Below are 21,459 nucleotides of genomic sequence, written 5' to 3' on the forward strand. Positions count from 1 at the left end.
GTATGTAGAGAAACCATTAATGCGAATGAATCGCACTTTCAACCACTACACGGATTGGCTCCGGGTTTACCTCACCTTTATTTTGAAAATATTTTTATGCCGCGGTGCCGCCGCACAAACCGCTGGCCTGACACGGCCCCTGCGGGAGCCGGCTGGTCGGGACGCCGCACCGCAGCGATGGGGCCAGTGAATCTTGCATCGCCTATTCGGCCGCCATCGCCGGCAAGCCGGCTCCTGCACGGGACGGTGTTGTCTGGGGGATCAGCGTAATACGATGACCCGGCCCCACAGGCTATGCTGTTCGAACCCCAGCACCCCTTGCAGCGAATCGAGTACCGCCCGCGGATCCTTGCTCGGAAAGCTGCCACTGATCCGTCGTGCCGCCAGGCTGTCGTTGAACACCAGGATCCGCCCCGGATAGTAGCGTCCCAGGTCCTCGACCACCTCGGCCAGGGTGACTTTCGAATAGTTCAGCCAGCCCTGGCGCCAGGCCAACAGTTGCTCGCTGTCCACCGGCTGCAGCGGCTGCGCCGCACCGTCGGCATAGGCCACCTGCTGGTTGGCGCCGAGAATCTGTTGCGGCGCTCCCGCGCTCGCCCGCACCCCGACCCGCCCGGACAACACCGTCACCCGCGCACCACCAGGTTGCAGGCGCACCTCGAATTGCGTGCCGAGCACCCGCGCCTCGCCGCCCTCGGCCGTCACCACAAAAGGTTCGCCGGTATGGCTCACGTGGAAAAACGCCGAGCCGCGACGCAACCGGACATGCCGCTCGCCCGCGCTGAAATCCACGGAGATCGCACTGTCGGTGTCCAGGGTCACTTCGGATTGATCGGCCAGGATCAGCGTGCGCACCTGCCCAGGCACCGACACATAGTCGGCACCGAGGTCATCGAGCCAACGCCGGGGCTCGAAGCCCAGGCCCATGGACAACGTCAGCAGCAGGCAGGCGGCCATGGCCAGGCCCGCCGACCAGCGCCAACGCGATGCCGGGCGCTGCCGGGCCATGGCCGCGAGCAACGCTTGCAGGGCCGCGGCCTCCTCCCGGGCCAGGGTGGCCGCCGGCACTTCACTCAACTCCCAGAGCACCTGGGCCTGGGCATAGGCCTCGACATGGGCCGGGTCGGCTTGCAGCCAGAGACTGAAACACGCCTGGTCGCCCCGGCTCGGCTGATCGTGCAAGAGGCTGAGCCAGGCCAGCGCGGCCTGTTCCTGGGCGGGTGTCACGGTGACGCTGGAAGAATGGATCACGATGCTTTCCCTGGCAGACGTGTGGTGGACGGCTCTCTCTGTGCCGCTGAAGGCTCTCGCAGACTGGCCTTGCAGGCTTCGAGGGCGCGCATCATGTGTTTTTCCACGGCACTTTGCGACAGGCCCATGGCCTTGGCGATCTCGGCATACTTGCGGCCATGGATGCGGTTGAGCAGGAAAATCTGCCGGGTGCGTTGCGGCAGGCTGCGCAGCGCCGCCTCGACATGCCGCAGGTCGTTGCCAGCCTCCAGGGCCGCCTCGGGCTCGAAGCTCTGGTTATCCTGCTGCTCGGGCAGCCAGCCTTCATTGACTCGCACCCGCGCGCCCTCGCTGCGCAAATGGTCGATGGCAATGTTGCCGGCGCAGCGCAGCAGGTAGGTGCTCAGTTCCTCCACCTGCACCAGCGGCCGACGCCAGAAACGCAGGAACAGGTCCTGGACCAGGTCCGCCGCCGTCGCGCGGCAACCGACCCGCCGACTGACCAGCGCCTCCATCTGCGAACGCTGGGACAGGAACACTTGCAGGAAGTGCGCGCGACCGGCGTGCAGCTCGGTCCTCTCGGCATCCGGGCTCTCGGGGGGGCGCATGGCCAGGTTCATCGCGACACTCCCAGCAACAGTCAGCCGCCGGGCAGCAGCGGGCCAGCGGAAAAAACGCCAATACTAATGATAAAAATTATCATGCGCAAAGACATTCGACGATCCGCAGGGACACGAGGGCATCCAGGACTGGTCATCCGAATGGCTGTTCAGGGTGAAACACAAGGTGGATCAGGCGGCTTGCGGACTGGTTATTGAACGGGCCCGCAACGAAAACGGGCCTGCAAATGCAGGCCCGTCGGGGTCAGCGTCAAGGATCAGCCGTTAGCGGCCAGTCGCACACGTTCTTTCTCTTCGAACTCCTCTTCCAGCAGTGCGTCTCCCAGGTCACGGCGTTCGCCCTGAATGGCGCTCGCGCGTTTGGCTTGCAGTTTGCCGAACAGATGCTCCAGTGCATGTTCCAGTTTGGTCGCCGCGCCATCGATCGCCTGTTCCAGCGTATCGGCTTTATGGGTGACCGAAATCGGTTGATGGCCTTTTGGCCGCGCTTCCATCTGGCAGCGCATATCGTGGGGACCAGGCTTGTCGCCGTTCTCGTCCGCCAGGTGAACTTCGACCCGTGTCAGGTCTTCTTCATAACGTTCGAGCGCGTTCTCGACGCTCGTCCGGACCCACTCCTCCAGTCGAATGCTGCTTTGAATATGGTTATCACTATTGACTTGGATTTGCATAGTTCTTCCCTTATTTCAGCGAGCTTGCAAGAGGCTCGTCGGCAACGCCTGGAGGCGTGCTGAAGATGACCTCTTGATGACAGAGTTGGGCAGTTGGAAAAACAATTCAAGCCCTTTGAAAAGATAAATAATTATCCGACGAAATAGCCGGACAAGCCGCTAAAGCGCTGTTAATGTCGGGAGTTCAGTCGAATCGCTTTCCTGTCACTTCTTGCAACAACCTCCCGGAAAAAGCCCCATCGCGAGCCCGCTGGAAAGGCCTTCGGTGCCGGACATCCTTGCCCGGCAGTCGCGTGCATCAAGCGTCGCGCAGCCCCGGCAGCACCTTGCGCTCGCGGGTGTAGCTGAGTACGAAATGCGCCACCAGGCCGAAGATCAGGCCCCAGAACGCCGCCGCCAAACCCAGGTAACTCATTCCCGAAGCAGTCACCAGAAAGGTGATCAATGCCGCTTCGCGCTGCTTCTCCTCGGCCATGGCCGCCGTGAGTCCGGAACTGATCGCGCCGAACAACGCCAACCCGGCCAGCGACGCGATCAGTTCCTTGGGCAAGGCACCGAACACCGAGGCCAGGGTCGCGCCGAAGGTGCCCATCAGGATGTAGAACACCCCGCAGGCGATGCCGGCGACATAACGCCTGTCACGGTTTTCGTGAGCTTCGCGACCGGTGCAGATCGCCGCCGTGATCGCCGCCAGGTTGAGGCCATGGGCACCGAACGGCGCCAGCAACACCGCGGCCACGGCCGTCAGCGAAATCATCGGGCGGGCCGGCTGGGTATAACCGGCCGTGCGCAGCACCGCCATGCCCGGCACGTGCTGGCCGGTCAGGGTCACCAGCGCCAGCGGCAGGCCGATATTGATGATCGCGTGCCAGCTCCATTCGGGCGCGGTGAAGATCGGATACGCCACCGCCACGCTGATCGCCGCCTGGTTCAACTCGCCCAGCAGTGCGGCCAAGCCACAGCCGACGATCAGCACCGAAAGAATCGCGTAGCGCGGCGAGAAGCGCTTGCACACCAGGTAGACGGCGATCATCGACAATACCAGCGCCGGTTGCAGGCGGATCGAGGTGAACAGCTCGGCACCGAAGCGAAACAGGATCCCCGCCAGCATCGCTGCGGCAATCGCCTTGGGCAGGCGGCTCATCAACCTGTCGAAGGCCCCGGACAAACCCACCACCAGGATGATCACCGAGGCCACCACATAGGCGCCGATCGCCTCGGCAAACGATACCGTCGGCAGCATCGACACCAGCAACGCCGCGCCGGGCGTCGACCAGGCGGTAATCACCGGGATCCGCAGGCGCCAGCTCAACCACAGGCCAGTGACACCGCTGCCGATGGAAATCGCCCAGATCCACGACGATACCTGCTCGCCGGACAAATGCGCCTGGGACGCCGCCTGGAACACGATGATCAGCGGGCCGGCGTAGGAGATGACCACGGCGATAAAGCCGGCGATCACCGCGGATAACGAAAAGTCCTGTCTGAGGCTGCTCATAAGCGTCGGTACCTGGGCGAGGGAGACATTGATTCGATTGAATCGATTTGTGCGCATATAACCGCAAAAATTGATTCGATTCAATAGAATCAATTTGGCTTGCATACCCTGTGATAAGCTTGCCCCCACTTTTCAGGATCGGTAGTCATTGCATGTGGGTTCCTCGGCTCAGCGACTTCAACCAACCGGTGTATCTTTCCATCGCCGACGCGCTGGCGCGGGATATCGCCAGCGGTACGCTGAAAACCGGCAGCCGCCTGCCGACGCTGCGTGAACTGGCCCAGGCGCTGGATGTCACGCCCGGCACCATCAGCCGCGCCTACAGCGAGGCCCAGCGGCGCAAGCTGGTGCAGGGCGAAGTCGGCCGCGGCACCTATGTGCTGGAACAGGACGCGCCGACACCGACCCGGCAACAGCCCCCGGCACTGCTGGCAGCAGGACCGAGCGACCTGCTCGACCTGTCGATCATCAAGCCCCATGGCGAGCCGCTCGAACACGAGTTGCGCGATGCCCTGGTGAACATGGCCAACGATGCGGATTTCGCCCGCGCCCTGGACTACGCCCCCGACGGCGGTCACCCGGCCCACCGGGAAGCCGGCGCGCAGTGGCTACGCCAGTCGCTGCCCGGGGCGCAATGGCAACAGGTGGTGATCACCGCCGGCGCGCAACATGGGCTGATGGTCGCCATGAGTGCCCTGAGCAACAGCGGTGACCTGGTGCTCTGCGAAGCCCTTTGCTACCCGGGTATCATTTCCCTGGCCCATGGCCTGGAGCGACGCCTCGGCGGCGTCGAAATGGACGCGGAAGGCATCATTCCCGAAGCCCTGCGCGAGCGTTGCCGGCGGGAAAAACCGGCGCTGCTGATCTGCGTCGCCACCTGCCAGAACCCGACCACGGCGATCATGTCCGCCGCGCGCCGGGCGCAGATCGCGGCGATTGCCGAAGAGTTCGACTTCCTCATTATCGACGACGATATCTACGGTTTCCTCGCCAACGATCCGTCGATCAAGCCATTGTCCAGCTACGCACCGGAGCGCTCGGTGTACCTCACCAGCCTGTCGAAATCGGTGATGCCGGCACTGCGCATCGGCTACCTGTACAGCCCGCCGAAACTGCTGTCGCGCCTGACCTCGATGGTGCGCAGCAGCATCTGGATGCCCTCGCCGCTGACCGCGCAACTGGCCAGCATGATGCTCGGCGAAGGCCTGGATACCCGCCTGGTCGCGGTCCAGCGCGCCGAAGCGGCCGCGCGCCAGGCCATCGCCGCCGACGTCTTTCGTGGTTTGCAGATCAGCACCCAGCCCCACAGTTATCATCTGTGGCTGACCTTGCCCGAGCCCTGGAGCGGCGACGAGTTCACCCTGCTGGCGCGGGCCAACGGCGTGCTGGTGCTCAGCGGCACGCAGTTCCAGGCCGAACGCCTGGGGCATACCCGCAGCGTGCGGGTCGTGCTGATGTCGCCCACCAGCCGCGACGAACTGCGCTTCGCCCTGACCAAGCTGGCCAGCCTGATCGATGCCGATCCGCGGCGTTTCTACTGAACGGTCGTTTACTCGGCACAAGCCTTGCACTTGCTGACTCGTCAATACCGCACCCATGCAGTATCGATGCAGTTGTGCCCCGACATGAGGTCAGGGCACCTGACCTGCCGCCGGTCCGGAACCGACGAACCAACCCGGCCCGCGAGCAGTCAATGAATGCAGGTTTCGATCAGAGTGGTGACACACATGGATAACCCCTTTCAGTTGATCAACGAGGCGTTCCAACCCGAATACCGGGTCAACCTCAGCCTCCAGGGACTGGACGGCGACATCATGCTGACCCTGTCCAACGCCGACGGGATAGTGGCCAAGCGGATGATCAGCGCCGAGCAGCGCAATGATCCGCGGCGCCTGAAACGCCTGATCCAGAGCGTGCAATTCGGCATCGCCATCGAGCAGGGGCACAGTGCGCTGGATATTCTCACGGCCATGACCGACAGCGACAGCCTCAAGCTGGCGACCCTCCCCGCGCCGGTCTGGAGCGGTGCCGGCCATCGGGTCGGACGCCCGGCCACGCCGACCGGGAGGGTGCTGACGCTGCCAGTTCGTTAAGCAACCGCTACACCAACTGCAACCCATTGGGGCGCACGCCGGGAAAAACGCTCTGAAGTTGCGCAGTGGACAAACCCCAGGTGCGACCCAACAGGCCGCCGAGCAGATCGCGGTAGTTGTTCAGCACCGGATAATCGCGGTTCTGCAACAGGCTGCCCGGCGCCACCGCCACCTGCTCGCCGGCGATCCGCCCACCGTGTACGCTGCCGCCCAGCACCCAGTAGACCGTGCCATGGCCATGATCGGTGCCGCGATTGCCGTTCTCGCGGAAGGTGCGGCCAAACTCCGAGACCACTACCACCGTGGTGTCTTTCCACTGCTCGCCCATGGCCTCGGCAAACGCCGCCAGGCCCTGCCCCAGGTTCGCCAGGTTGTTGGAAAGCGGCCCCTGGGCGCCGCCCTGGTTGACGTGGGTGTCCCAGCCGCCGACATCGACGAAACCGAGCCGATACTGATCGCGCATCAGGGTGGCGATACGTCGGGTTTCCGCGGCGAAATTCTGCGCTGTCTGCGCGCCGCGCCCGGCCTTGGTCATTTCGTCCTGCAGGTCCTTCGACACCTGCTGGCGCAGTTGCAGGCCGTCGGACACTGGCGCGGCCAGCGTCGTGCCTTTGTACATCGAGGCAAGGATCGCGGACTGGCGTTCGTCGAACACCGGCTTCGAAATTCCGCGCAACGACAGGTTGGGAATATCCCGGCCGCCCTGGAAACTCAGCGGCAAGGCATCGGTAAAGGCAATCGGCGCGCTGCCGGGCATGACGCCGGCCAGCCGGGCGAGAAAGCCCGAGCCATAGTGGCCGTGCTGCTCGCCGGCCAGGCCGGCCTCGATATTGTCCTGGGTTTCGAAGTGGCTGCGCGACAGGTCGTCGGTGCCGGCAAAGGGCACGAAGGCCAGCTGCTTGCGCTGCCAGAGCGGGTAGAGCGAATCGCGCAGCTGCGGGTTGAGGCCCCAATGGCCGTCGAGGGCGATGGCACTGCTGGGGTTGTGCGGATCGGGCCGGGCAATCGCCAGGCTCGGCCGCGACTCGTAGTAGAAATCGCTGGCATAGGGCACCAGCAGGTTGTTGCAGTCATAGCCGCCGCGCAGGAACACCATCAGAAAACGCGGCGCCGACGCCGGGGCGGCAAACAGCTTGCCGGAGAACGACAGGGTCGGCAGGGTCGCCGCGGCGACCGCTGAAGCGAGCAGAAAGTCTCGACGATTCATCACAGCACCTTCCTGAAGAGCACGGCGTTAGCGGTTGTTGAAATCAGGTGAAGAGAGCAGGAAGGTGTTCCATTCCTGGGGCGAAGTGGCCTGATTCAGCGCGGCTGTGGTGGCGGCTGACAGATGTGGACCAATCGCCTCGTAATACAACGGCGTGGTGATCATGGGAAAACCGCCCTGGGCCTTGTCGCTGCCTTCCGGAGTAAACAGCTTGTTGTAGCCCGAACCGATGGAGCGGGCTATCTCGAAACGTTTCGACATCTGCCCGGAGCTGGCCCAGCCGGCGGCATCCAGCGGCCAGCCGTCCGGGGTCTGCCGGCCGAATACCGGTTCACCCAGCTGATTGAGCCAGTTGAGCATCGGCCGCGGATTGGCGATCGGCTTGCCGTCGTAGGCCAGGCGTACCGCCGAGACCACGAACTGGGTCGGGTCCTTGAATTTTTTCCCGGCGCTTTGCAGCAGTTCCGGCGACTCGAAGAGCGTGCGCAGCACCTGGGCGATATCGCCATCGCTGCGCTGGAAGGTCACGCTCATGCGCTCCACCAGGGATTGAGGCGGCTGGTCGGCAACGAAGTATTGCGCCAGTTTGCGCGAGATAAACTGCGCACAGGCTTTCTGCCGGGTGATCAGGTTGACCGCCCGGGTGATCTCATCGAAACCGCTGCCCTGGATCGGTTCGCCCAGCAGCACCTTGTCGGAGAAGTCGTGGCGATTGGGGTTGAACTGGAACATCCCGTCATTCACCACCAACGCTGCCACCCGTGGCCCGAACTTCTGCACCCGACCATCCAGCGGCCTCACCCCGGCGCCGGTAAGGATCAGCGCCAGTTGCTGGACATCCTGCTGGGTGTAGCCGGAACCGACCCCCAGGGTGTGCAGCTCCATCAGCTCGCGGGCGTAGTTTTCATTGACCTTGCCCCTGGCGTTCTGCGCGTTGTCGAGGAACTCGAGCATGGCCGGGCTCTTGAGGGTCGCCAGCAGCAGGTCCTTGAACTTGCCCAGGGCATGCGGGCGGATCACCTGCTCTTCGTAGTCCGCCGCCATCAGGCGTACCGCGCCTTTGCCGGCAAATACGCTGAAGTGATTGAGCCAGAAGCCGACCATCTGCTCCTTGAGCTGGTTGCTGCCATAGACGGCCCGCAACAGAGTGATTTGCCGGGCCTGGTCGGCGGCGTCATTGAGCTGTTGCTGCTGGGATTTTTTCGCCTCGGCCTTGGCATCGCCGTCCGGCATTGCCTGGAGCTGTTCCTGGCCCTGCTTGAAGGCGAGCAAGGTCGCCTGCAACGGTTGCGCGAGGATCGGGAACGCCCGCACTTGCGCGTCGATGCCCGGCGGCAACGGCTCACGAATACGGTCGGTCAACTGCGCCTCGAGCAAGCCGGCACGGCCCATGGCGCGAAAACGCGCGACGTTCGCCGCATCCAGGTCGTAACCGTCGCGCCGCAGCCAGGCCGAATCGGCGGGACTCAAAGGCACGGCAGGCGCCGCCATGGCAACGACGGGAAGGCCCACCGCCAGGCATACAGACAACCCCAGACAACGTAGAACAGCACCCGGTACTGGCATATCAAGAGGCTTCCAAAGGTGAGGGCGACAGCAATCCTTTCATCCCCAGTGTCTGTCGAACTGGCTGTACCAATGCTGACAAATGCGCATTCAGTTCTATCCTGCCTAAGGCTTGTGACAAGCGGCTCTTGCCGTGAAAAAGTCTGTACCGGGTTCAGGATCCGGACAGATACATACTGTTACAACAAGCCTAGCCGGTGAGAAAACACGGCAACGATCCGTTCGCCAGGCATGCGCCGTCGGCGGACCATCCCGAGGAGGCAACATGTTTTTACGTTACGCAGCACTTGCAGCGGTAGTCGTGGCGGCTTCCGGTTGCGTACAGGAGCGCGTGGTTCACGAGCGCCAGGTGGTGGTCGAACGACCCGCGCCGCAATACGTGGAAGTGGTGGCACCGCAACCGCCGCCGCAGGAAGTCATCGAAGTGGAGCCGGCCTATCGCCCCGGTTTCGTCTGGGCCCGTGGCTATTGGCATTGGGACGGGCGGCGCTATGTGGCGATGCACGGTCATTGGGAACCGGTGCGCCAGGGTTATCGCTATGTGCACCCGCACTGGGAACGGCATAACGATGGCTGGCATCTGCGTGCAGGGGCCTGGATCAACTGATGATGTAGATGTAGGAGCGAGCAAGCTCGCTCCTACAAGGTGTCAAAGCTCGCCCTTCTCCACTTCCGGATGCTCGCTGGAGCCCTCGCCGATCTTGCGTTGCGGATGCTCGATCTTCACCGATGGGAATTGCGATGAGGCATAGCGCACCACCAGGATCGCCAGCGCCAGCAACAGGATCGCACCGGAAAGGTAAACCACGCCCATATCCGGCGGATTGTGGTGCGACACGTTGGAGATCAGCAGCCGGGTCAGCGCGGTGATCGCCACGTAGATCAGGAAGCGCACCGGCATGTGGTTGGTCTTGAAGTAGATCCCCACCATCGCCCCCAGTTCGAGGTAGATGAACAGCAGCAGGATGTCGTCGATCTTCAGATGACCCTCTTCGATCATCACCAAAAACTCCATCACCGCCGCCCAGGCAGTCACCCCGCCGATGGCGAACAGCGCCAGGTAATGAAACGACTCGACCAACAGGTTGCCCAGGGACTCGGCCACCTGATGCACATTTTGTCGCAGGTTCTCGGCCCAATTGATTTTCACGGTACAGGTTCCTTGGTTCGGCTTGATCGAATGATGCGGGTGGAAGATGACTGTTGTCCCTCTCTGCACAAGCATGCAGAAAAAAGGCCAGGGACAGGGGGTGAGATGATAGTAGGTGGTCGGCGCTAATCCATGACTCGACCACCACGTAATGAAGTTCTACCTATTCATACTGAGGATCGATAACGCTCTGCTGGCTCGGAGTTGCTAAAGCCGGAAGCGAGAACACTCCTTGCCTGCTCGAAAGCCTCCCAGGCTGCCACTTCAGGCACAGGAGGAATTGTCACCAACTCCCGGCGATCAAAGCCGACCAACGCAGCATCCACCAAAGCCTCTACTTCCATGACGTCTGGCACCTTGCTGATGTCACCACCCGCTCGCTCATATATTTCAGTGCGCGTTGCCGCAGGCAGTACGGCTTGCACGTACACCCCTTTTGCTGAAACTTCGGCCGCAAGGCTTTGCGACAGCGTCAGCACGTAGGCCTTGGTGGCGGCATAGATCCCATGAGAATACTCTGGTAGCAGCGCCAACACCGAAGCAATGTTGATGATAGAGCCGTTGCCACGCGCCAGCATATTATCGATGACGGCAGAGGCAAGCAGGGTTGGAGCGATGACGTTGAGGCGCAGCAAGGTTTGCATCTTGTCAGGCTCAGCGCTGGCAAAGTCACCGACCAGTGCTGCCCCGGCGTTATTCACCAGGATATCGATTACTGGTGCGCTGCGCAGGCGCTTCAGAACAGAGTCGAGTTGGATCGAGTCGGTCAAGTCGGCAGTGATGACTTCAACTGAAATACCATGCGCATCGCACAACTCGGATGCAAGCGCATTGAGTCGATCAGTGGCGCGAGCGACAAGCACTAGATCATGGCCTCGCGCTGCCAAGCGGCGTGCGTAGATTGCACCAATGCCGCTTGAGGCGCCGGTGATAAGGGCGGTCGACATAAAAAGACTCCTCATAATAATTACAATGTCTTGCGCTGTAATCTGTAAATCATTAGCGCTTATAAAGTCGCATGGTGAATTGGTGTTGCGACGTACATGGGGGGGGGGGTCAAGGACGCGCTGTCAGGTGCAGCATGGTGTAGTGCTCGTAATGGCCAACTCCGTTCTTGATGATGGGGTCTTGCGATGTCAACTCAATAACATTCTGGTCGTCAGCAAGTTGGTAAAGTGAGACGCCATAACCTCCCGCCTCATCTATTACAGGGCCGTGAGCGACAATCAATCCTTTATTGAGCAGGTCATTCATATACACACCATGCTGCTTCATCCACTCCCGCTCATTGCTAGACATGGTTGCCAGGAAGTCTGCGCGTGGTGGAATGAATTTACACAAAAAATATTTCATGCCTTGGTTCCGTGATATATAGAAAACAGTTTTTTCCAGGCGAAGTTCTGCTATGGAGTACAACTCGCGCTCCGCGCCGTTCGCAAATTAAAAGTGCAGTCGCGACTTGAAAAGCCAAGCCGACTGGCTTTGGGGCACGCCAGATATGATGAGCAGACTGTCGGGGCCGACTTTAAAAAAGCTTACTCACTCGACAGCAACTGGAATAGCAGCAATTCGCTTGCCCACCTCAGCGGATAATGCCAGCACGACGCCTGCTGGTCGCATCATTACCATGAAGTCAGTAATCTTGCCCTCATCATTGAACTCAATAAGGTCGGCACCCGTTACACGGTCATCGCCTATAGCTGCACTGAACTCCAGTACATAGCCTGTTTCACTACCGAAGTGCCTGTGATATTCAAAGTTTTCGAGAACGCTAAACACCGCAGGCAGAATCACCTGCATTGGGCCCTTACCTTGATAGGGTTCGAAGGTAGATGGATTGCGAAAGACAACGTCCTCGGCGAGCAAGCTTGAAAGCTCTTTCCAATCTGACTCGGCAACGATGCGATGCCACTCCTGGATTCCTGCCTGGGCGGCCGCATGTGGCCGAGCTGTTTGGATAGAATGTGCAGTATGCTGGTCAACTTTCTTCATTTTCATCTCCGGTTCTATATATCCAGGGGGGCATTGCCTATGTCAGGCATTAAGTTTTGATTGGTTTATTTTGCCGACTGCACGCTCCTCAATATTGAGCCTTCAAACATTTTAGGCATGTAGCTTTGCAGAAAAAGAATCATGCCAGTCATTTTCCCTACCGGATTACTGAACTTGGAGCTCTTGGTTTCAATGAGCGCTCTGATTCTTTCCACAACGGCGCCTGGTTCTTCGGCTTCATCGATGCCTTTCTGTGTGGCAGCGTTGACTTTCGTCCGATAAGCGTCATAGTCAGCAATGCGGTTGTTTGTTGCAGGAATCGCATTGACAGCCAAATTGGTCTTAAACCATACCGGCTCAACCATGTTGACCTTGATGTTGAATTGATCCAGCTCAAAACGCAGAGATTTGAAGTAACCTTGAACCGCGTGCTTAGAGGCTGTGTAAAATGAAAGATTCGGCGGACCAATCAAACCGACGATAGAGCTGACAGTAATTATCTGCCCCTGCTTTTGACGTCTGAAATAGGGGAGCAAGGCATTGGTCACCTTGACAGTGCCCCAAAAATTGGTCTCAAACTGTTGACGGCCAAGCTCCACAGGCGTTTCTTCTGCGATACCAGTGACCATGTAACCGGCATTATTTACCAGAACGTCCAAATGCTTAATGTGCTGGAACAAATTTTCCGTAAACCGCTTGATAGAAACATCATTATCAACATCCAGTTCAAGCAATTTGAACGGCAGTTGCGCTGCGTGTTTTTCGGGTGTACGGCTGGTGCCGATGACATTAAAACCTTGCTGGTGCAGGTTTTTCGCCAGCATCAATCCAAAGCCGGACGATGCACCAGTGATCAGGATTGTCTTTTTCATATGTCTACCAGTAATGGGAGGTCTCATCCCTTCAAGTACGCGGTTGGTTCCGGCAGGTAGGGATTTGTCGCATCGATGACTTCATCGAACGGACGCTCCCGGCCCCCGGATGACATATAGACTGCTGGGGATACCACAATTTGACACTCGCCTAACGCGCCTATATGACTGCAGAACCCGCCAAGATCGCTCTGGCATATTGGCGCGATCTGTCGTTGTCGTGGCGTGATCGGCTCACTAGACTGGGGTGCCTGAATACTGGAAATACCCCCCAAAAAAGGAGGAATTAAATTTCATGGCAGGCAAGCGCAGCTCCGTTTTGGACTTCTCTGTTTGGCCCGGATGGCGATTGCTGATGCATGATGCCGGATTGGCCACTGCACCTGTTTTGCGGCGCGCACAGATGCCAGGCGATCTGTTCACGCGGCAGAACGTGCGCTTGGATTCCGCACATTTTTTCAAGCTGTGGCGGGCGATTGATGCTGAGGCTGCGGCTGTTTGCGCAGAGTTGCCTGCGCCGTTGCAGATCGCGAGGGTAATGTCCTCCGACTGGTTTGATCCGGAGCTTTTCGCAGCATTGTGCAGTACCAATTTAGGCGGCGCTCTCGAACGGATTGCCCAGTACGTGCGGCTAATAGCACCTATGACGATTCGGGTCGTTCGTACTGACGCGCACACCACGGTAACCATGGACTTTCTAGATCCTTCCGAGCCGCCACCAGAAGTTTTCTTAGCCTTTAAAATCGTGTTCTTCGTGCAACTGGCAAGGTTGGCGACTCGTAGCCATGTGCAACCGTTGCAAGTGAGCTGGCCCTCGCTAGCTATTGAGTCGGATTCAGATGCCTATCAGGCTTACTTCGGCATTCCTGTGACTAGAAGCCCCCTGGCCTGCGTAGTATTCGCTGCAGCAGACGTCGAACGACCTTTTCTGACCGAGAACCACAAGATGTGGTTGTTCTTCGAACCTAGCCTGCGTCAGCGATTGTCCGACTTGGAGAGGACGTGCGGCATGGCCGATAGGGTACGCAGTGTCCTGCTTGAATCCTTGCCCGCAGGCGAGGTATCGATGCAGTCGGTCAGTCGAAAGCTCGCGGTCAGTACCCGCACATTGCAGCGTAAACTGCACGATGAAGGGACAACGTTTCAACAGACATTAGATACGCTACGCGCTTCGTTGGCGCGTCACTATCTACGGAACACGGCCATGTCGAGCGCTGAGATCTCTTTCCTTCTAGGGTTTGATGATTCCAATTCCTTTGCTCGAGCATTTCAGTCCTGGAGTGGCATTACGCCGGCCAGGGCGAGATCGCAAATGCTTGTCTCCAGTGATCCTCAGCTTTCCGTAGCAAAGCGGGAGCAGCAGGATTGACCTTGCATTTGCTAGCGCGGTCAGCGTGTTCCTGGCCGAGCAGCTCTCCCCCTTATTGTCGCTGTCAGTCATAAACATCCCCATTTGTCTATCCCCTATCTCAAGGGGAGCGGTGTCCGCGAGATCGCCAAAGGCAGCGCAGCCCACCTGACAAACCACGAAATAGGTCTACATTAAAAAGCCACTACCCAAAACCTGGGGATTCGCTTATGCTTTTAGCTGTATATAAATACAGTAATTGCAAAACACAACTATCGTGAAGGCATGTGAGGTGGTGAATGGCCGTCGAAGTGGTATACCGCAGCAGCCGAGATCTGGAGCGTTTGTTCATGGATAAAGCCGAAGCTGACCGTCATGACAAAATGCTCGAATTGGCCGAGCTGTTGGCCGAAGTCCTGCAAAAAGCCGTGCCCTCGCTGAGCGAGCAGCAGGTGGAAGAAGCCGGCATCTACATGGCGAAAAACCGCGATGTGTTCGCCCGGGCGTTCAAGAGCCAGCCGGATGCACTGAGCGAATTGCTCTCGGCCCCGGTTCCTGCCGAATAAGACCGCGCCACATGACGTGGGAGCCGGCTTGCCGGCGATGGCATCCTTGAAGGCAACGCCAGGCTTGTCGGCCTTATCGCCAGCAAACCGGCTCCGACAAGAGATCGCATTCAATCCTGACCGAATAGCCCTACCGGTAAAGCAGGCGCTCCGCCAGCTCGTCGGCCACCCGTGCCGGCGAGCGCTTTTCCGCCTGGGCATGGGCAAAGACTTCGGTCAGGCGCGAACCGATACGGGACAAATGGGCGGTGATGGTCGACAGCTCCTCGCCCTGATGCCTGAGGGCGACATAGATCAAGCCACCGGAACTGATTACGTAGTCGGGCGCATAAAGAATGCCGCGTTTTTCCAACTGATCGGCGACGTTGATATGGGTCAGTTGGGTACTGGCCGAACCGGCCACCGCCGCGCAACGCAGCTGCGCCACGCTCTGGCTGGTGAGCACATTACCCACGCTGCACGGGGCAAGAATATCGCAGGGGGTACTGAGCAAGGCTTCACAGGCGATCGGATGCGCCCCCAGTTGTTCCATGGCCAGTTGCACCTTGCCCGGGTCGGTATCGCTGACCAGCAGCTCCGCTCCCGCCGCGTGCAACTGCTCGGCCAGGGCATAGCCGACATTGCCCAGCCCCTGTACGGCCACCCGTAGCCCCTCCAGGTTGTCGCTGCCCAAGCGCGCCATGGCAGTGGTGCGAATCCCGGCGAACACGCCCATGGCCGCATGTGGCGACGGGTCGCCGGCGCTGGTAGTGCTGGTGACGTGCTGGGTATATTGGGCAATGCAGTCCATATCGGCGGTGGAGGTCCCGCTGTCGATGGCGGTGATATAGCGCCCGTTGAGCTGCTCGATACAACGACCGAAGGCTTCGAACAGGGCGGCGCGGCTTTCCACATGGGGCGGACGAATGATCACCGCCTTGCCCCCGCCCACCGACAATCCGGCGAGCGCAGCCTTGTAGCTCATGCCCTGGGCCAGGCGGATGGCATCGACCATGGCACTTTCATCATTGGGATAGGCCAGATAACGACAGCCGCCCAGCGCCGGCCCGAGACGACGATTATGGATGGCGATCACCGCCTTCAATCCGGTGACCGGATCAACACTGAGGTGCAGCGACTCAAGACGAGTGCTTTGCATGAGAGCGAACATCGAGAGGCCCCCTGGATACTACCTGTAGCGAGTATAGGCTTCGTGGGAAAGCTTGCAGAAGCAAGCAGGAATAAGCCTTTGGCGTTTGCAGGCTTTGCGACATAACCCTCAAACGCCGCAAGAGACTGGACGAAAGCCCGGCGCGGGGCTAAAACAGAGACTCTGCCGGAGATCTCGATGAACCCCCGCCAAGCCTTTTTCGCCTGCCTGCAACGCACTCCGCCCGCAGTGTTCGAAGCGGCCTTGTGGGTGGCCGCCGAACATGACCCGCAGGTCCGTCCCGAGGCCGTGCTGCGGGATTTCCGCGACCTGCAGCAGCGGGTCAGCGCCGGCCTGCCGATGCTGCCCGTCAGCGAGTTGGGCCAGCCGCTGTTGCGCCGGCTGAATGACCTGGGCTTCCAGCAGGACGAGTTCACCCCGCTGCGTCCGCACGCGGCGCTGCTCGACAAGGTCTTGCAGCGGCGACGCGGGCAACCGCTGGTGCTCGCGTTGATCGCCCTGGAACTGGCCCGGCAGTTGGAGATACCGCTGGAGGGGGTGAATTTCCCCGGGCATTTCCTGCTACGGGTGCCGGGGGCCGACCATCTGCTCGACCCGTGCGGCGGACGACGTCTTTATCCCAATGACTGCCGTGAGCTGCTGACCCGCCAGTATGGTCCGAGCACAGTGCTGAAGGCCGAACATATGCACACGGCCACACCAGTACAGATGCTCCAGCGCCTGTCGCGCAACCTGCGGCAATTGCACCAGGCCAACGACGATTTCCTCGGCGCCCTGGTAGATGCCGAACGGGTCCTGGAACTGGGCCAGGCCAATGCCGGCGACTACCTGGCCCGCGCCAGCCTGTACCAGCGCCTCGATTGCCCGCGGGCCGAACGCCATGACCTGGAACGGGCACTGTTGCTCAGCGAAGACCCGCTCCAGCGACTACGGCTGACGGAGCGACTGGGGCAATTGCCACCGAATGCGGTGGTGCATTAGGCAATTGCGAGAGGATCCGCTTCGGTCGCATCGTGGACCCAGCAAACCTTTATGGTGAGACACCTATCTTCATGTGGGAGCGGAGCTTGCCCACGAAGGGGCCACTGATGCCGCTAAAAGCTTCGCGGGCAAGCTCCGCTCCCACAAGATGTTCAGCGTGCCTTACAAAGGGGTATCCGGCTGATTGGCCGGATGCGCCTTGATAAACGCCGGATGCTGTTCCGCCAGCGCTGCGACCCGGCGGATACGCGGATAAGCCTCCAGCGACACCTTGAAACGCTGCGCCGCATACAACTGCGGAATCAGGTACACATCCGCCAGCCCCGGCTCCTTGCCGAAGCAATAACCGACCTCGCCAATCAACTGCTCCACCGCCGCCAACCCCTGGCTGACCCAGTGGCCGATCCACTCCAGCACCTGGGCGTCGTCATGCCCCCACTGGCGCAGCAGGTTGGTGGTGCCGGAGTTGTGCAACGGATGAATATCGCAACCGATCAGCGCCGCCACCGCCCGCTCGCGGGCACGGGTCAGCAGGTCCGAGGCCAGCAGCGGCGGCTGTGGATAACGTTCTTCGAGAAACTCGATGATCGCCGGCGACTGTGTCAGCACATCCCCGGCATCGGTGCGCAAGGCCGGCACCCGGCCCTGCGGGTTGACCGCCAGGTACGCCGCCTGGCGATGCTCGCCACCGCCCGGGGCGACCAGGTTGATCGGCAGCGCGTGGTAGTCCAGGCCCTTGAGGGCCAGGGCGATCCGCACGCGGTAGGACGAGGTCGAACGGTAATAGGTGTAAAGCTCCATGGTCCTCTCCTCTCAACGCGCCGGAACAATCTTGCCGCGACATTCGCCGAAGCCAATCGAAGCAAAGCCTTCACGGCGGCAACGCGCCCGCAGGATGATCTCATCACCGTCCTCAAGGAACTTGCGTACCTCACCCGAGGCCAGCTCCACGGTTTTCTTGCCGCCTTCGGTGATCTCCAGCAGGCTGCCGAACTGCCCGGTTTCTGGACCGGACAAGGTGCCCGAGCCGAACAGGTCGCCGGCCAGCAACTGGCAGCCATTGACACTGTGGTGCGCAACCAGTTGTGCCACGGTCCAGTACATGTACCGGGTGTTGCTCAGGGTCAGGCGCTGGGCCGGCAGGTTCTGCTCGCGCATGGCCTCGGTCAGCAGCAGCACTTCCAGTTCGATATCGAAGGCACCGTCCTGCTGATCGCGCGCGTCGAACAGGTACGGCAACGGCTGCGGATCGCCCTGCGGACGCGCCGGCTGGGCCTGGCGGAACGGCGCCAGGGCCTCGGCCGTCACCACCCAGGGCGAGACGCTGGTGATGAAGCTCTTGGACAGGAACGGGCCCAGCGGCTGGTATTCCCAGGCCTGGATATCCCGCGCCGACCAATCGTTGAGCAGGCAGAAACCGGCGATATGCTCGGCGGCATCGCCGATGGCAATCGACTCGCCCAGGGCGTTGCCCTGGCCGATCCAGATGCCCAGTTCCAGTTCGTAGTCCAGCCGTGCGCAGGGACCGAAGGTCGGCTCAGTCTGCCCGGCAGGCAAGGTCTGGCCCTTGGGCCGCCGTACCTCGGCACCGGACGCACGCACGGTCGAAGCCCGGCCGTGATAACCGATGGGCACATACTTGTAGTTGGGCAGCAGCGGGTTGTCGGGCCGGAACAGCTTGCCGACATTCTGCGCATGCTCGATGCCGACATAAAAATCGGTGTAGTCGCCGATCCTGGCCGGCAGGTGCAATTGGCAATCAGCAGCCAGGTGCAGCAGCTTGGCGCCCTGGGCTTCGATCTTGCCGCGCAGGCTGCTGCCTTCGCCGAGCAGTTCCAGCAGGCGTGCGCGCAAGGCCACGCGGGCCGCGGAGCCGAGTTCGAAAAAAGCATTCAACTGGCCACCACGGGTCGCTTCGACCGCGACCTTGGCCGCGCCGTCAAACAGGCCGAGCTCCAGCGCCGCTTCCAGGTCGAAGATCTGCTCGCCGATTGCCACGCCACTGCGCGGGGTCGAGCCCTGGTGGCTGAACACCCCTAGCGGCAGGTTCTGCAACGGGAAATCGGCATGGCCGTTGGCGGACGCAACCCAGCTGCGAAGGATTGTTGGCTGAGTCATGGGTTATCTCCGATTCGGGTTGAAAGTGACGGGCAATGAGGCCCAGCAAGTATCGTAGTCCTTCTGCAGCTGCGGGCAGTCGAGGGCGAAACGGCTCGGGCGCAGCACCTGGCTGGTCTCGAACATGAAGGCCATGGTGTTGTCGATCTTGCTCGGCGCGAGCTCGGCGGCAATCGCCCGGGTGCAGGTTTCGCCGTCCGGGCCGTGGGCGCTCATGCAACTGTGCAGCGACGCGCCGCCGGGCAGGAAGCCTTCGGCCTTGGCGTCGTAGGCGCCCTGGATCAGGCCCATGAACTCGTTCATCAGGTTGCGGTGGAACCACGGCGGACGGAAGGTGTTCTCGGCCACCATCCAGCGCGGCGGGAAGATCACGAAGTCGAGGTTGGCCAGGCCCGGCACGCTGCTGGGCGAGGTCAACACGGTGAAGATCGATGGATCCGGGTGATCGAAGCTGACCGTGCCGATGGTGTTGAACCGGCGCAGATCGTATTTGTACGGCACATTGTTGCCATGCCAGGCGACCACGTTGAGCGGTGAATGATCGAGCTCGCACCCCCAGAGTTCGCCGAGGAACTTCTGCACCAGGCTGGTCGGTTGCCGTAGGTCTTCGTACCGGGCGACCGGGGTCAGGAAGTCCCGCGGGTTGGCCAGGCCGTTGCTGCCGATCGGCCCGAGGTCCGGCAGGCGCAGTGGCGCGCCATGGTTTTCGGCGAGGTAGCCACGGGCTTGCGAATCGAGCAGTTCGATGCGGAATTTCAGGCCACGGGGCAGGACCGCGATTTCCAGCGGTTCGATCGCCAGCACGCCCAGCTCGGTGACGAGGCGCAGCCGCCCCTGTTCCGGGACCAGCAGCCATTCACCGTCGGCATTGAAGAACACCCGCTCCATGGAGCGGTTGGCGCGGTAGCTGTAGAGGCTGATGCCGGCCGGTTTGTCCGCCGCCGAGTTGGCCGCCATGCTCACCAGGCCGTCGAGGAAATCCGTCGGCTCGCCCGGGATCTCCAGCGGGTTCCAGCGCAGGCGGTTGGGGGTCACCGCACCCAGCGGCCCGCCAGCCAACTGCCGCTCCAGCTTGACGAACGCCGGGTGCCGGGCCGACGGCTGGATGCGATACATCCAGGTGCGCCGTGCTTCGCTGCGGGTCATGGTGAAGGCCGTACCGGAAAACAGCTCGGCATACAGGCCATACGGCGCTTTCTGTGGGGAGTTCTGACCAACCGGCAGCGCGCCGGGCAGGGCCTCGCTGCTGAATTCGTTACCGAAGCCGGACTGATAGGCCAGCACCGTGGAATCGGGGTTCATGGAGCCTCCTGGAGGGAGTGGACCTGGGGCTGCCTCCGGATTCAAGAGGAGTGCAACACGGGTCGGTTTATTTTTATGGGGATGAAATTATGCATTACGTAACTTAATTATGCAGAACGTAATTTGATTGACGATGCCCGTCAAGCTATAAAGACGCCCATTCGTCCCGGGATTACATTGCCTCCATGGAAAAGCCGCGCCCTACCAGCGACAGCAACGGTAAACAGAAAGTCCGCTCGGCGGAGGTCGGTACCGACATCCTCAAGGCACTGGCGGAACTGTCGCCCAGCACCTCGCTATCACGCCTGGCCGAGCATGTGCAGATGCCGGCGAGCAAGGTCCACCGTTATTTGCAGGCCTTGATCGCCAGCGGCTTCGCCGAGCAGAACCCGGCGACCAACCACTATGGCCTGGGTCGCGAAGCGCTGCGGGTCGGCCTCGCGGCGCTGAACAGCATGGAGGTACTGCACGTGGCGGCCATGCCGTTGGCGGAACTGCGCGACGACCTGAATGAAAGCTGCTTCCTCGCGGTATGGGGCAACCATGGCGCGACCGTGGTGCATATCGAACCGGCGGTGCGCGCGGTGACGGTGGTGACGCAGTTGGGGTCGGTGCTGCCGTTGCTCAGTTCGTCCACCGGGCTGGTGTTCAATGCCTTCCTGCCGGATCGGGAAACGGTCGAGCTGCGCAAAGCCGAACTCAAGGCCGGCCAGCCGCACCCGCTGGCGGATGCCGCCGCGTATGCCGCGACTTGCGAACAGATCCGCCGCCGCGGACTGCATTTCGTCCATGGCCTGCTGATGCCGGGGGTCGATGCCCTGTCGGCGCCGGTGTTCAATGCCCTGGGCCAGGTAGTGGCGGTGCTCACGGTGGTGGGGCCGACCTCGTTGTTCCACGCCGATGAAGACGGCCCGGCGGCCAAGCGCTTGCTGGCGGCGAGCGAGGCAGTCAGCTGGCGGATGGGTTATCAACCGCAGGACTGAAAATACCTCTTGTGGCGAGCGGGCTTGTCGGAACGCCGCACCGCCGCGCTCAGCTGCGAAGCAGTCGCAAAACCTGTGAATGCGCTCTGCCTGACACAATGAAGTCGCTGAC

22 protein-coding genes are annotated in these 21,459 nt (G+C 61.1%); 7 read left to right on the plus strand and 15 right to left on the minus strand.

What is annotated here, in order from left to right:
• Positions 1-261: 261 nt before the first annotated feature.
• The 4 genes from M5B96_RS01755 to M5B96_RS01770 form a co-directional block, all read right to left on the minus strand.
• Entirely contained in the window at positions 262-1,248 is a 987-nt protein-coding gene (locus M5B96_RS01755) for a FecR family protein (RefSeq protein WP_412548575.1), read from the minus strand.
• Positions 1,248-1,850 carry an RNA polymerase sigma factor gene (locus M5B96_RS01760; RefSeq protein ID WP_412548572.1) on the minus strand — a complete coding sequence of 201 codons (603 nt, stop codon included), beginning with the start codon at positions 1,848-1,850 and terminating at the stop codon, positions 1,248-1,250. The genes M5B96_RS01755 and M5B96_RS01760 overlap by 1 nt, the downstream gene beginning before the upstream one ends.
• 257 nt (positions 1,851-2,107) lie before the next feature.
• On the minus strand, positions 2,108-2,521 hold the full coding sequence (locus tag M5B96_RS01765; RefSeq protein WP_248794783.1) for an HPF/RaiA family ribosome-associated protein: 414 nt from the start codon (positions 2,519-2,521) through the stop codon (positions 2,108-2,110).
• A 298-nt stretch (positions 2,522-2,819) separates the two neighbouring features.
• Positions 2,820-4,019, minus strand: coding sequence for a benzoate/H(+) symporter BenE family transporter (locus M5B96_RS01770; RefSeq protein WP_248794784.1), 1,200 nt, complete (start codon positions 4,017-4,019; stop codon positions 2,820-2,822).
• A 152-nt stretch (positions 4,020-4,171) separates the two neighbouring features.
• Here M5B96_RS01770 and M5B96_RS01775 point away from each other — a divergent pair, with 152 nt between their 5' ends.
• Positions 4,172-5,560 (plus strand): PLP-dependent aminotransferase family protein, encoded by a 1,389-nt coding sequence (locus M5B96_RS01775; RefSeq protein WP_248794785.1) that lies wholly within the window; start codon positions 4,172-4,174, stop codon positions 5,558-5,560.
• Positions 5,561-5,746: 186 nt separating this feature from the next.
• Positions 5,747-6,112 carry a DUF3509 domain-containing protein gene (locus M5B96_RS01780; protein WP_248794786.1) on the plus strand — a complete coding sequence of 122 codons (366 nt, stop codon included), beginning with the start codon at positions 5,747-5,749 and terminating at the stop codon, positions 6,110-6,112.
• A 7-nt stretch (positions 6,113-6,119) separates the two neighbouring features.
• Here the strand turns inward: M5B96_RS01780 and M5B96_RS01785 are convergent, their stop codons facing one another.
• Both M5B96_RS01785 and M5B96_RS01790 read right to left on the minus strand, forming a co-directional pair.
• Positions 6,120-7,319 (minus strand): DUF1501 domain-containing protein, encoded by a 1,200-nt coding sequence (locus tag M5B96_RS01785; protein ID WP_248794787.1) that lies wholly within the window; start codon positions 7,317-7,319, stop codon positions 6,120-6,122.
• Between the two features lie 27 nt (positions 7,320-7,346).
• Complete coding sequence (locus M5B96_RS01790; protein WP_248794788.1) at positions 7,347-8,795, minus strand: DUF1800 domain-containing protein; 1,449 nt, start codon at positions 8,793-8,795, stop codon at positions 7,347-7,349.
• 355 nt (positions 8,796-9,150) lie between these two features.
• On the opposite strand from M5B96_RS01790, the gene M5B96_RS01795 reads away from it, so the two are divergent.
• On the plus strand, positions 9,151-9,492 hold the full coding sequence (locus M5B96_RS01795; RefSeq protein WP_248794789.1) for a hypothetical protein: 342 nt from the start codon (positions 9,151-9,153) through the stop codon (positions 9,490-9,492).
• A gap of 42 nt (positions 9,493-9,534) precedes the next feature.
• Here the strand turns inward: M5B96_RS01795 and M5B96_RS01800 are convergent, their stop codons facing one another.
• From M5B96_RS01800 to M5B96_RS01820, 5 genes are all read right to left on the minus strand, one after another.
• Positions 9,535-10,035, minus strand: coding sequence for a phosphate-starvation-inducible protein PsiE (locus tag M5B96_RS01800; RefSeq protein WP_248794790.1), 501 nt, complete (start codon positions 10,033-10,035; stop codon positions 9,535-9,537).
• 167 nt (positions 10,036-10,202) lie between these two features.
• Positions 10,203-10,982 (minus strand): SDR family NAD(P)-dependent oxidoreductase, encoded by a 780-nt coding sequence (locus M5B96_RS01805; protein WP_248794791.1) that lies wholly within the window; start codon positions 10,980-10,982, stop codon positions 10,203-10,205.
• A gap of 109 nt (positions 10,983-11,091) precedes the next feature.
• Positions 11,092-11,388, minus strand: a complete 297-nt coding sequence (locus M5B96_RS01810) for a YciI family protein (RefSeq protein ID WP_248794792.1) — start codon at positions 11,386-11,388, stop codon at positions 11,092-11,094.
• 186 nt (positions 11,389-11,574) lie between these two features.
• Positions 11,575-12,027 (minus strand): nuclear transport factor 2 family protein, encoded by a 453-nt coding sequence (locus M5B96_RS01815; RefSeq protein WP_248794793.1) that lies wholly within the window; start codon positions 12,025-12,027, stop codon positions 11,575-11,577.
• A 65-nt stretch (positions 12,028-12,092) separates the two neighbouring features.
• Complete coding sequence (locus tag M5B96_RS01820; RefSeq protein WP_248794794.1) at positions 12,093-12,899, minus strand: SDR family NAD(P)-dependent oxidoreductase; 807 nt, start codon at positions 12,897-12,899, stop codon at positions 12,093-12,095.
• Between the two features lie 355 nt (positions 12,900-13,254).
• On the opposite strand from M5B96_RS01820, the gene M5B96_RS01825 reads away from it, so the two are divergent.
• Both M5B96_RS01825 and M5B96_RS01830 read left to right on the plus strand, forming a co-directional pair.
• The gene (locus tag M5B96_RS01825; protein WP_318654822.1) at positions 13,255-14,268 is read left to right on the plus strand and encodes an AraC family transcriptional regulator; all 1,014 of its coding nucleotides are present in this window, start codon (positions 13,255-13,257) and stop codon (positions 14,266-14,268) included.
• Positions 14,269-14,546: 278 nt separating this feature from the next.
• Positions 14,547-14,813, plus strand: coding sequence for a YebG family protein (locus M5B96_RS01830; RefSeq protein ID WP_248794796.1), 267 nt, complete (start codon positions 14,547-14,549; stop codon positions 14,811-14,813).
• A gap of 130 nt (positions 14,814-14,943) precedes the next feature.
• Here the strand turns inward: M5B96_RS01830 and M5B96_RS01835 are convergent, their stop codons facing one another.
• A complete protein-coding gene (locus tag M5B96_RS01835; RefSeq protein ID WP_248794797.1) occupies positions 14,944-15,963 on the minus strand; it encodes a Leu/Phe/Val dehydrogenase in 1,020 nt (339 codons plus the stop codon).
• Positions 15,964-16,140: 177 nt separating this feature from the next.
• Here M5B96_RS01835 and M5B96_RS01840 point away from each other — a divergent pair, with 177 nt between their 5' ends.
• The gene (locus M5B96_RS01840) at positions 16,141-16,944 is read left to right on the plus strand and encodes a SirB1 family protein (RefSeq protein WP_248794798.1); all 804 of its coding nucleotides are present in this window, start codon (positions 16,141-16,143) and stop codon (positions 16,942-16,944) included.
• Between the two features lie 162 nt (positions 16,945-17,106).
• Here the strand turns inward: M5B96_RS01840 and maiA are convergent, their stop codons facing one another.
• From maiA to hmgA, 3 genes are read right to left on the minus strand one after another with little or no spacing between them, the layout of a single operon-like run.
• On the minus strand, positions 17,107-17,745 hold the full coding sequence (maiA, locus tag M5B96_RS01845) for a maleylacetoacetate isomerase (protein WP_248794799.1): 639 nt from the start codon (positions 17,743-17,745) through the stop codon (positions 17,107-17,109).
• Positions 17,746-17,757: 12 nt separating this feature from the next.
• Entirely contained in the window at positions 17,758-19,062 is a 1,305-nt protein-coding gene (gene fahA, locus M5B96_RS01850; RefSeq protein ID WP_248794800.1) for a fumarylacetoacetase, read from the minus strand.
• Between the two features lie 3 nt (positions 19,063-19,065).
• Complete coding sequence (hmgA, locus tag M5B96_RS01855) at positions 19,066-20,364, minus strand: homogentisate 1,2-dioxygenase (protein ID WP_248794801.1); 1,299 nt, start codon at positions 20,362-20,364, stop codon at positions 19,066-19,068.
• A gap of 185 nt (positions 20,365-20,549) precedes the next feature.
• Between hmgA and M5B96_RS01860 the strand changes: the two genes are divergently transcribed.
• Complete coding sequence (locus M5B96_RS01860) at positions 20,550-21,347, plus strand: IclR family transcriptional regulator (RefSeq protein ID WP_248794802.1); 798 nt, start codon at positions 20,550-20,552, stop codon at positions 21,345-21,347.
• Positions 21,348-21,459 lie beyond the last annotated feature (112 nt).

The organism is Pseudomonas sp. MWU13-2105 (genome assembly GCF_023242315.1).
Classification (GTDB): Bacteria; Pseudomonadota; Gammaproteobacteria; order Pseudomonadales; family Pseudomonadaceae; genus Aquipseudomonas.

Coding starts and splice junctions, on each gene's coding strand:
- M5B96_RS01760 (WP_412548572.1), bottom strand. CDS start 1,850: ATGAACCTGGCCATGCGCCCCCCCGAGAGCCCGGATGCCGAGAGGACC.
- M5B96_RS01765 (WP_248794783.1), bottom strand. CDS start 2,521: ATGCAAATCCAAGTCAATAGTGATAACCATATTCAAAGCAGCATTCGA.
- M5B96_RS01770 (WP_248794784.1), bottom strand. CDS start 4,019: ATGAGCAGCCTCAGACAGGACTTTTCGTTATCCGCGGTGATCGCCGGC.
- M5B96_RS01775 (WP_248794785.1), top strand. CDS start 4,172: ATGTGGGTTCCTCGGCTCAGCGACTTCAACCAACCGGTGTATCTTTCC.
- M5B96_RS01780 (WP_248794786.1), top strand. CDS start 5,747: ATGGATAACCCCTTTCAGTTGATCAACGAGGCGTTCCAACCCGAATAC.
- M5B96_RS01785 (WP_248794787.1), bottom strand. CDS start 7,319: ATGAATCGTCGAGACTTTCTGCTCGCTTCAGCGGTCGCCGCGGCGACC.
- M5B96_RS01795 (WP_248794789.1), top strand. CDS start 9,151: ATGTTTTTACGTTACGCAGCACTTGCAGCGGTAGTCGTGGCGGCTTCC.
- M5B96_RS01805 (WP_248794791.1), bottom strand. CDS start 10,982: ATGTCGACCGCCCTTATCACCGGCGCCTCAAGCGGCATTGGTGCAATC.
- M5B96_RS01810 (WP_248794792.1), bottom strand. CDS start 11,388: ATGAAATATTTTTTGTGTAAATTCATTCCACCACGCGCAGACTTCCTG.
- M5B96_RS01815 (WP_248794793.1), bottom strand. CDS start 12,027: ATGAAGAAAGTTGACCAGCATACTGCACATTCTATCCAAACAGCTCGG.
- M5B96_RS01820 (WP_248794794.1), bottom strand. CDS start 12,899: ATGAAAAAGACAATCCTGATCACTGGTGCATCGTCCGGCTTTGGATTG.
- M5B96_RS01825 (WP_318654822.1), top strand. CDS start 13,255: ATGCATGATGCCGGATTGGCCACTGCACCTGTTTTGCGGCGCGCACAG.
- M5B96_RS01830 (WP_248794796.1), top strand. CDS start 14,547: ATGGCCGTCGAAGTGGTATACCGCAGCAGCCGAGATCTGGAGCGTTTG.
- M5B96_RS01835 (WP_248794797.1), bottom strand. CDS start 15,963: ATGTTCGCTCTCATGCAAAGCACTCGTCTTGAGTCGCTGCACCTCAGT.
- M5B96_RS01840 (WP_248794798.1), top strand. CDS start 16,141: ATGAACCCCCGCCAAGCCTTTTTCGCCTGCCTGCAACGCACTCCGCCC.
- maiA (WP_248794799.1), bottom strand. CDS start 17,745: ATGGAGCTTTACACCTATTACCGTTCGACCTCGTCCTACCGCGTGCGG.
- fahA (WP_248794800.1), bottom strand. CDS start 19,062: ATGACTCAGCCAACAATCCTTCGCAGCTGGGTTGCGTCCGCCAACGGC.
- hmgA (WP_248794801.1), bottom strand. CDS start 20,364: ATGAACCCCGATTCCACGGTGCTGGCCTATCAGTCCGGCTTCGGTAAC.
- M5B96_RS01860 (WP_248794802.1), top strand. CDS start 20,550: ATGGAAAAGCCGCGCCCTACCAGCGACAGCAACGGTAAACAGAAAGTC.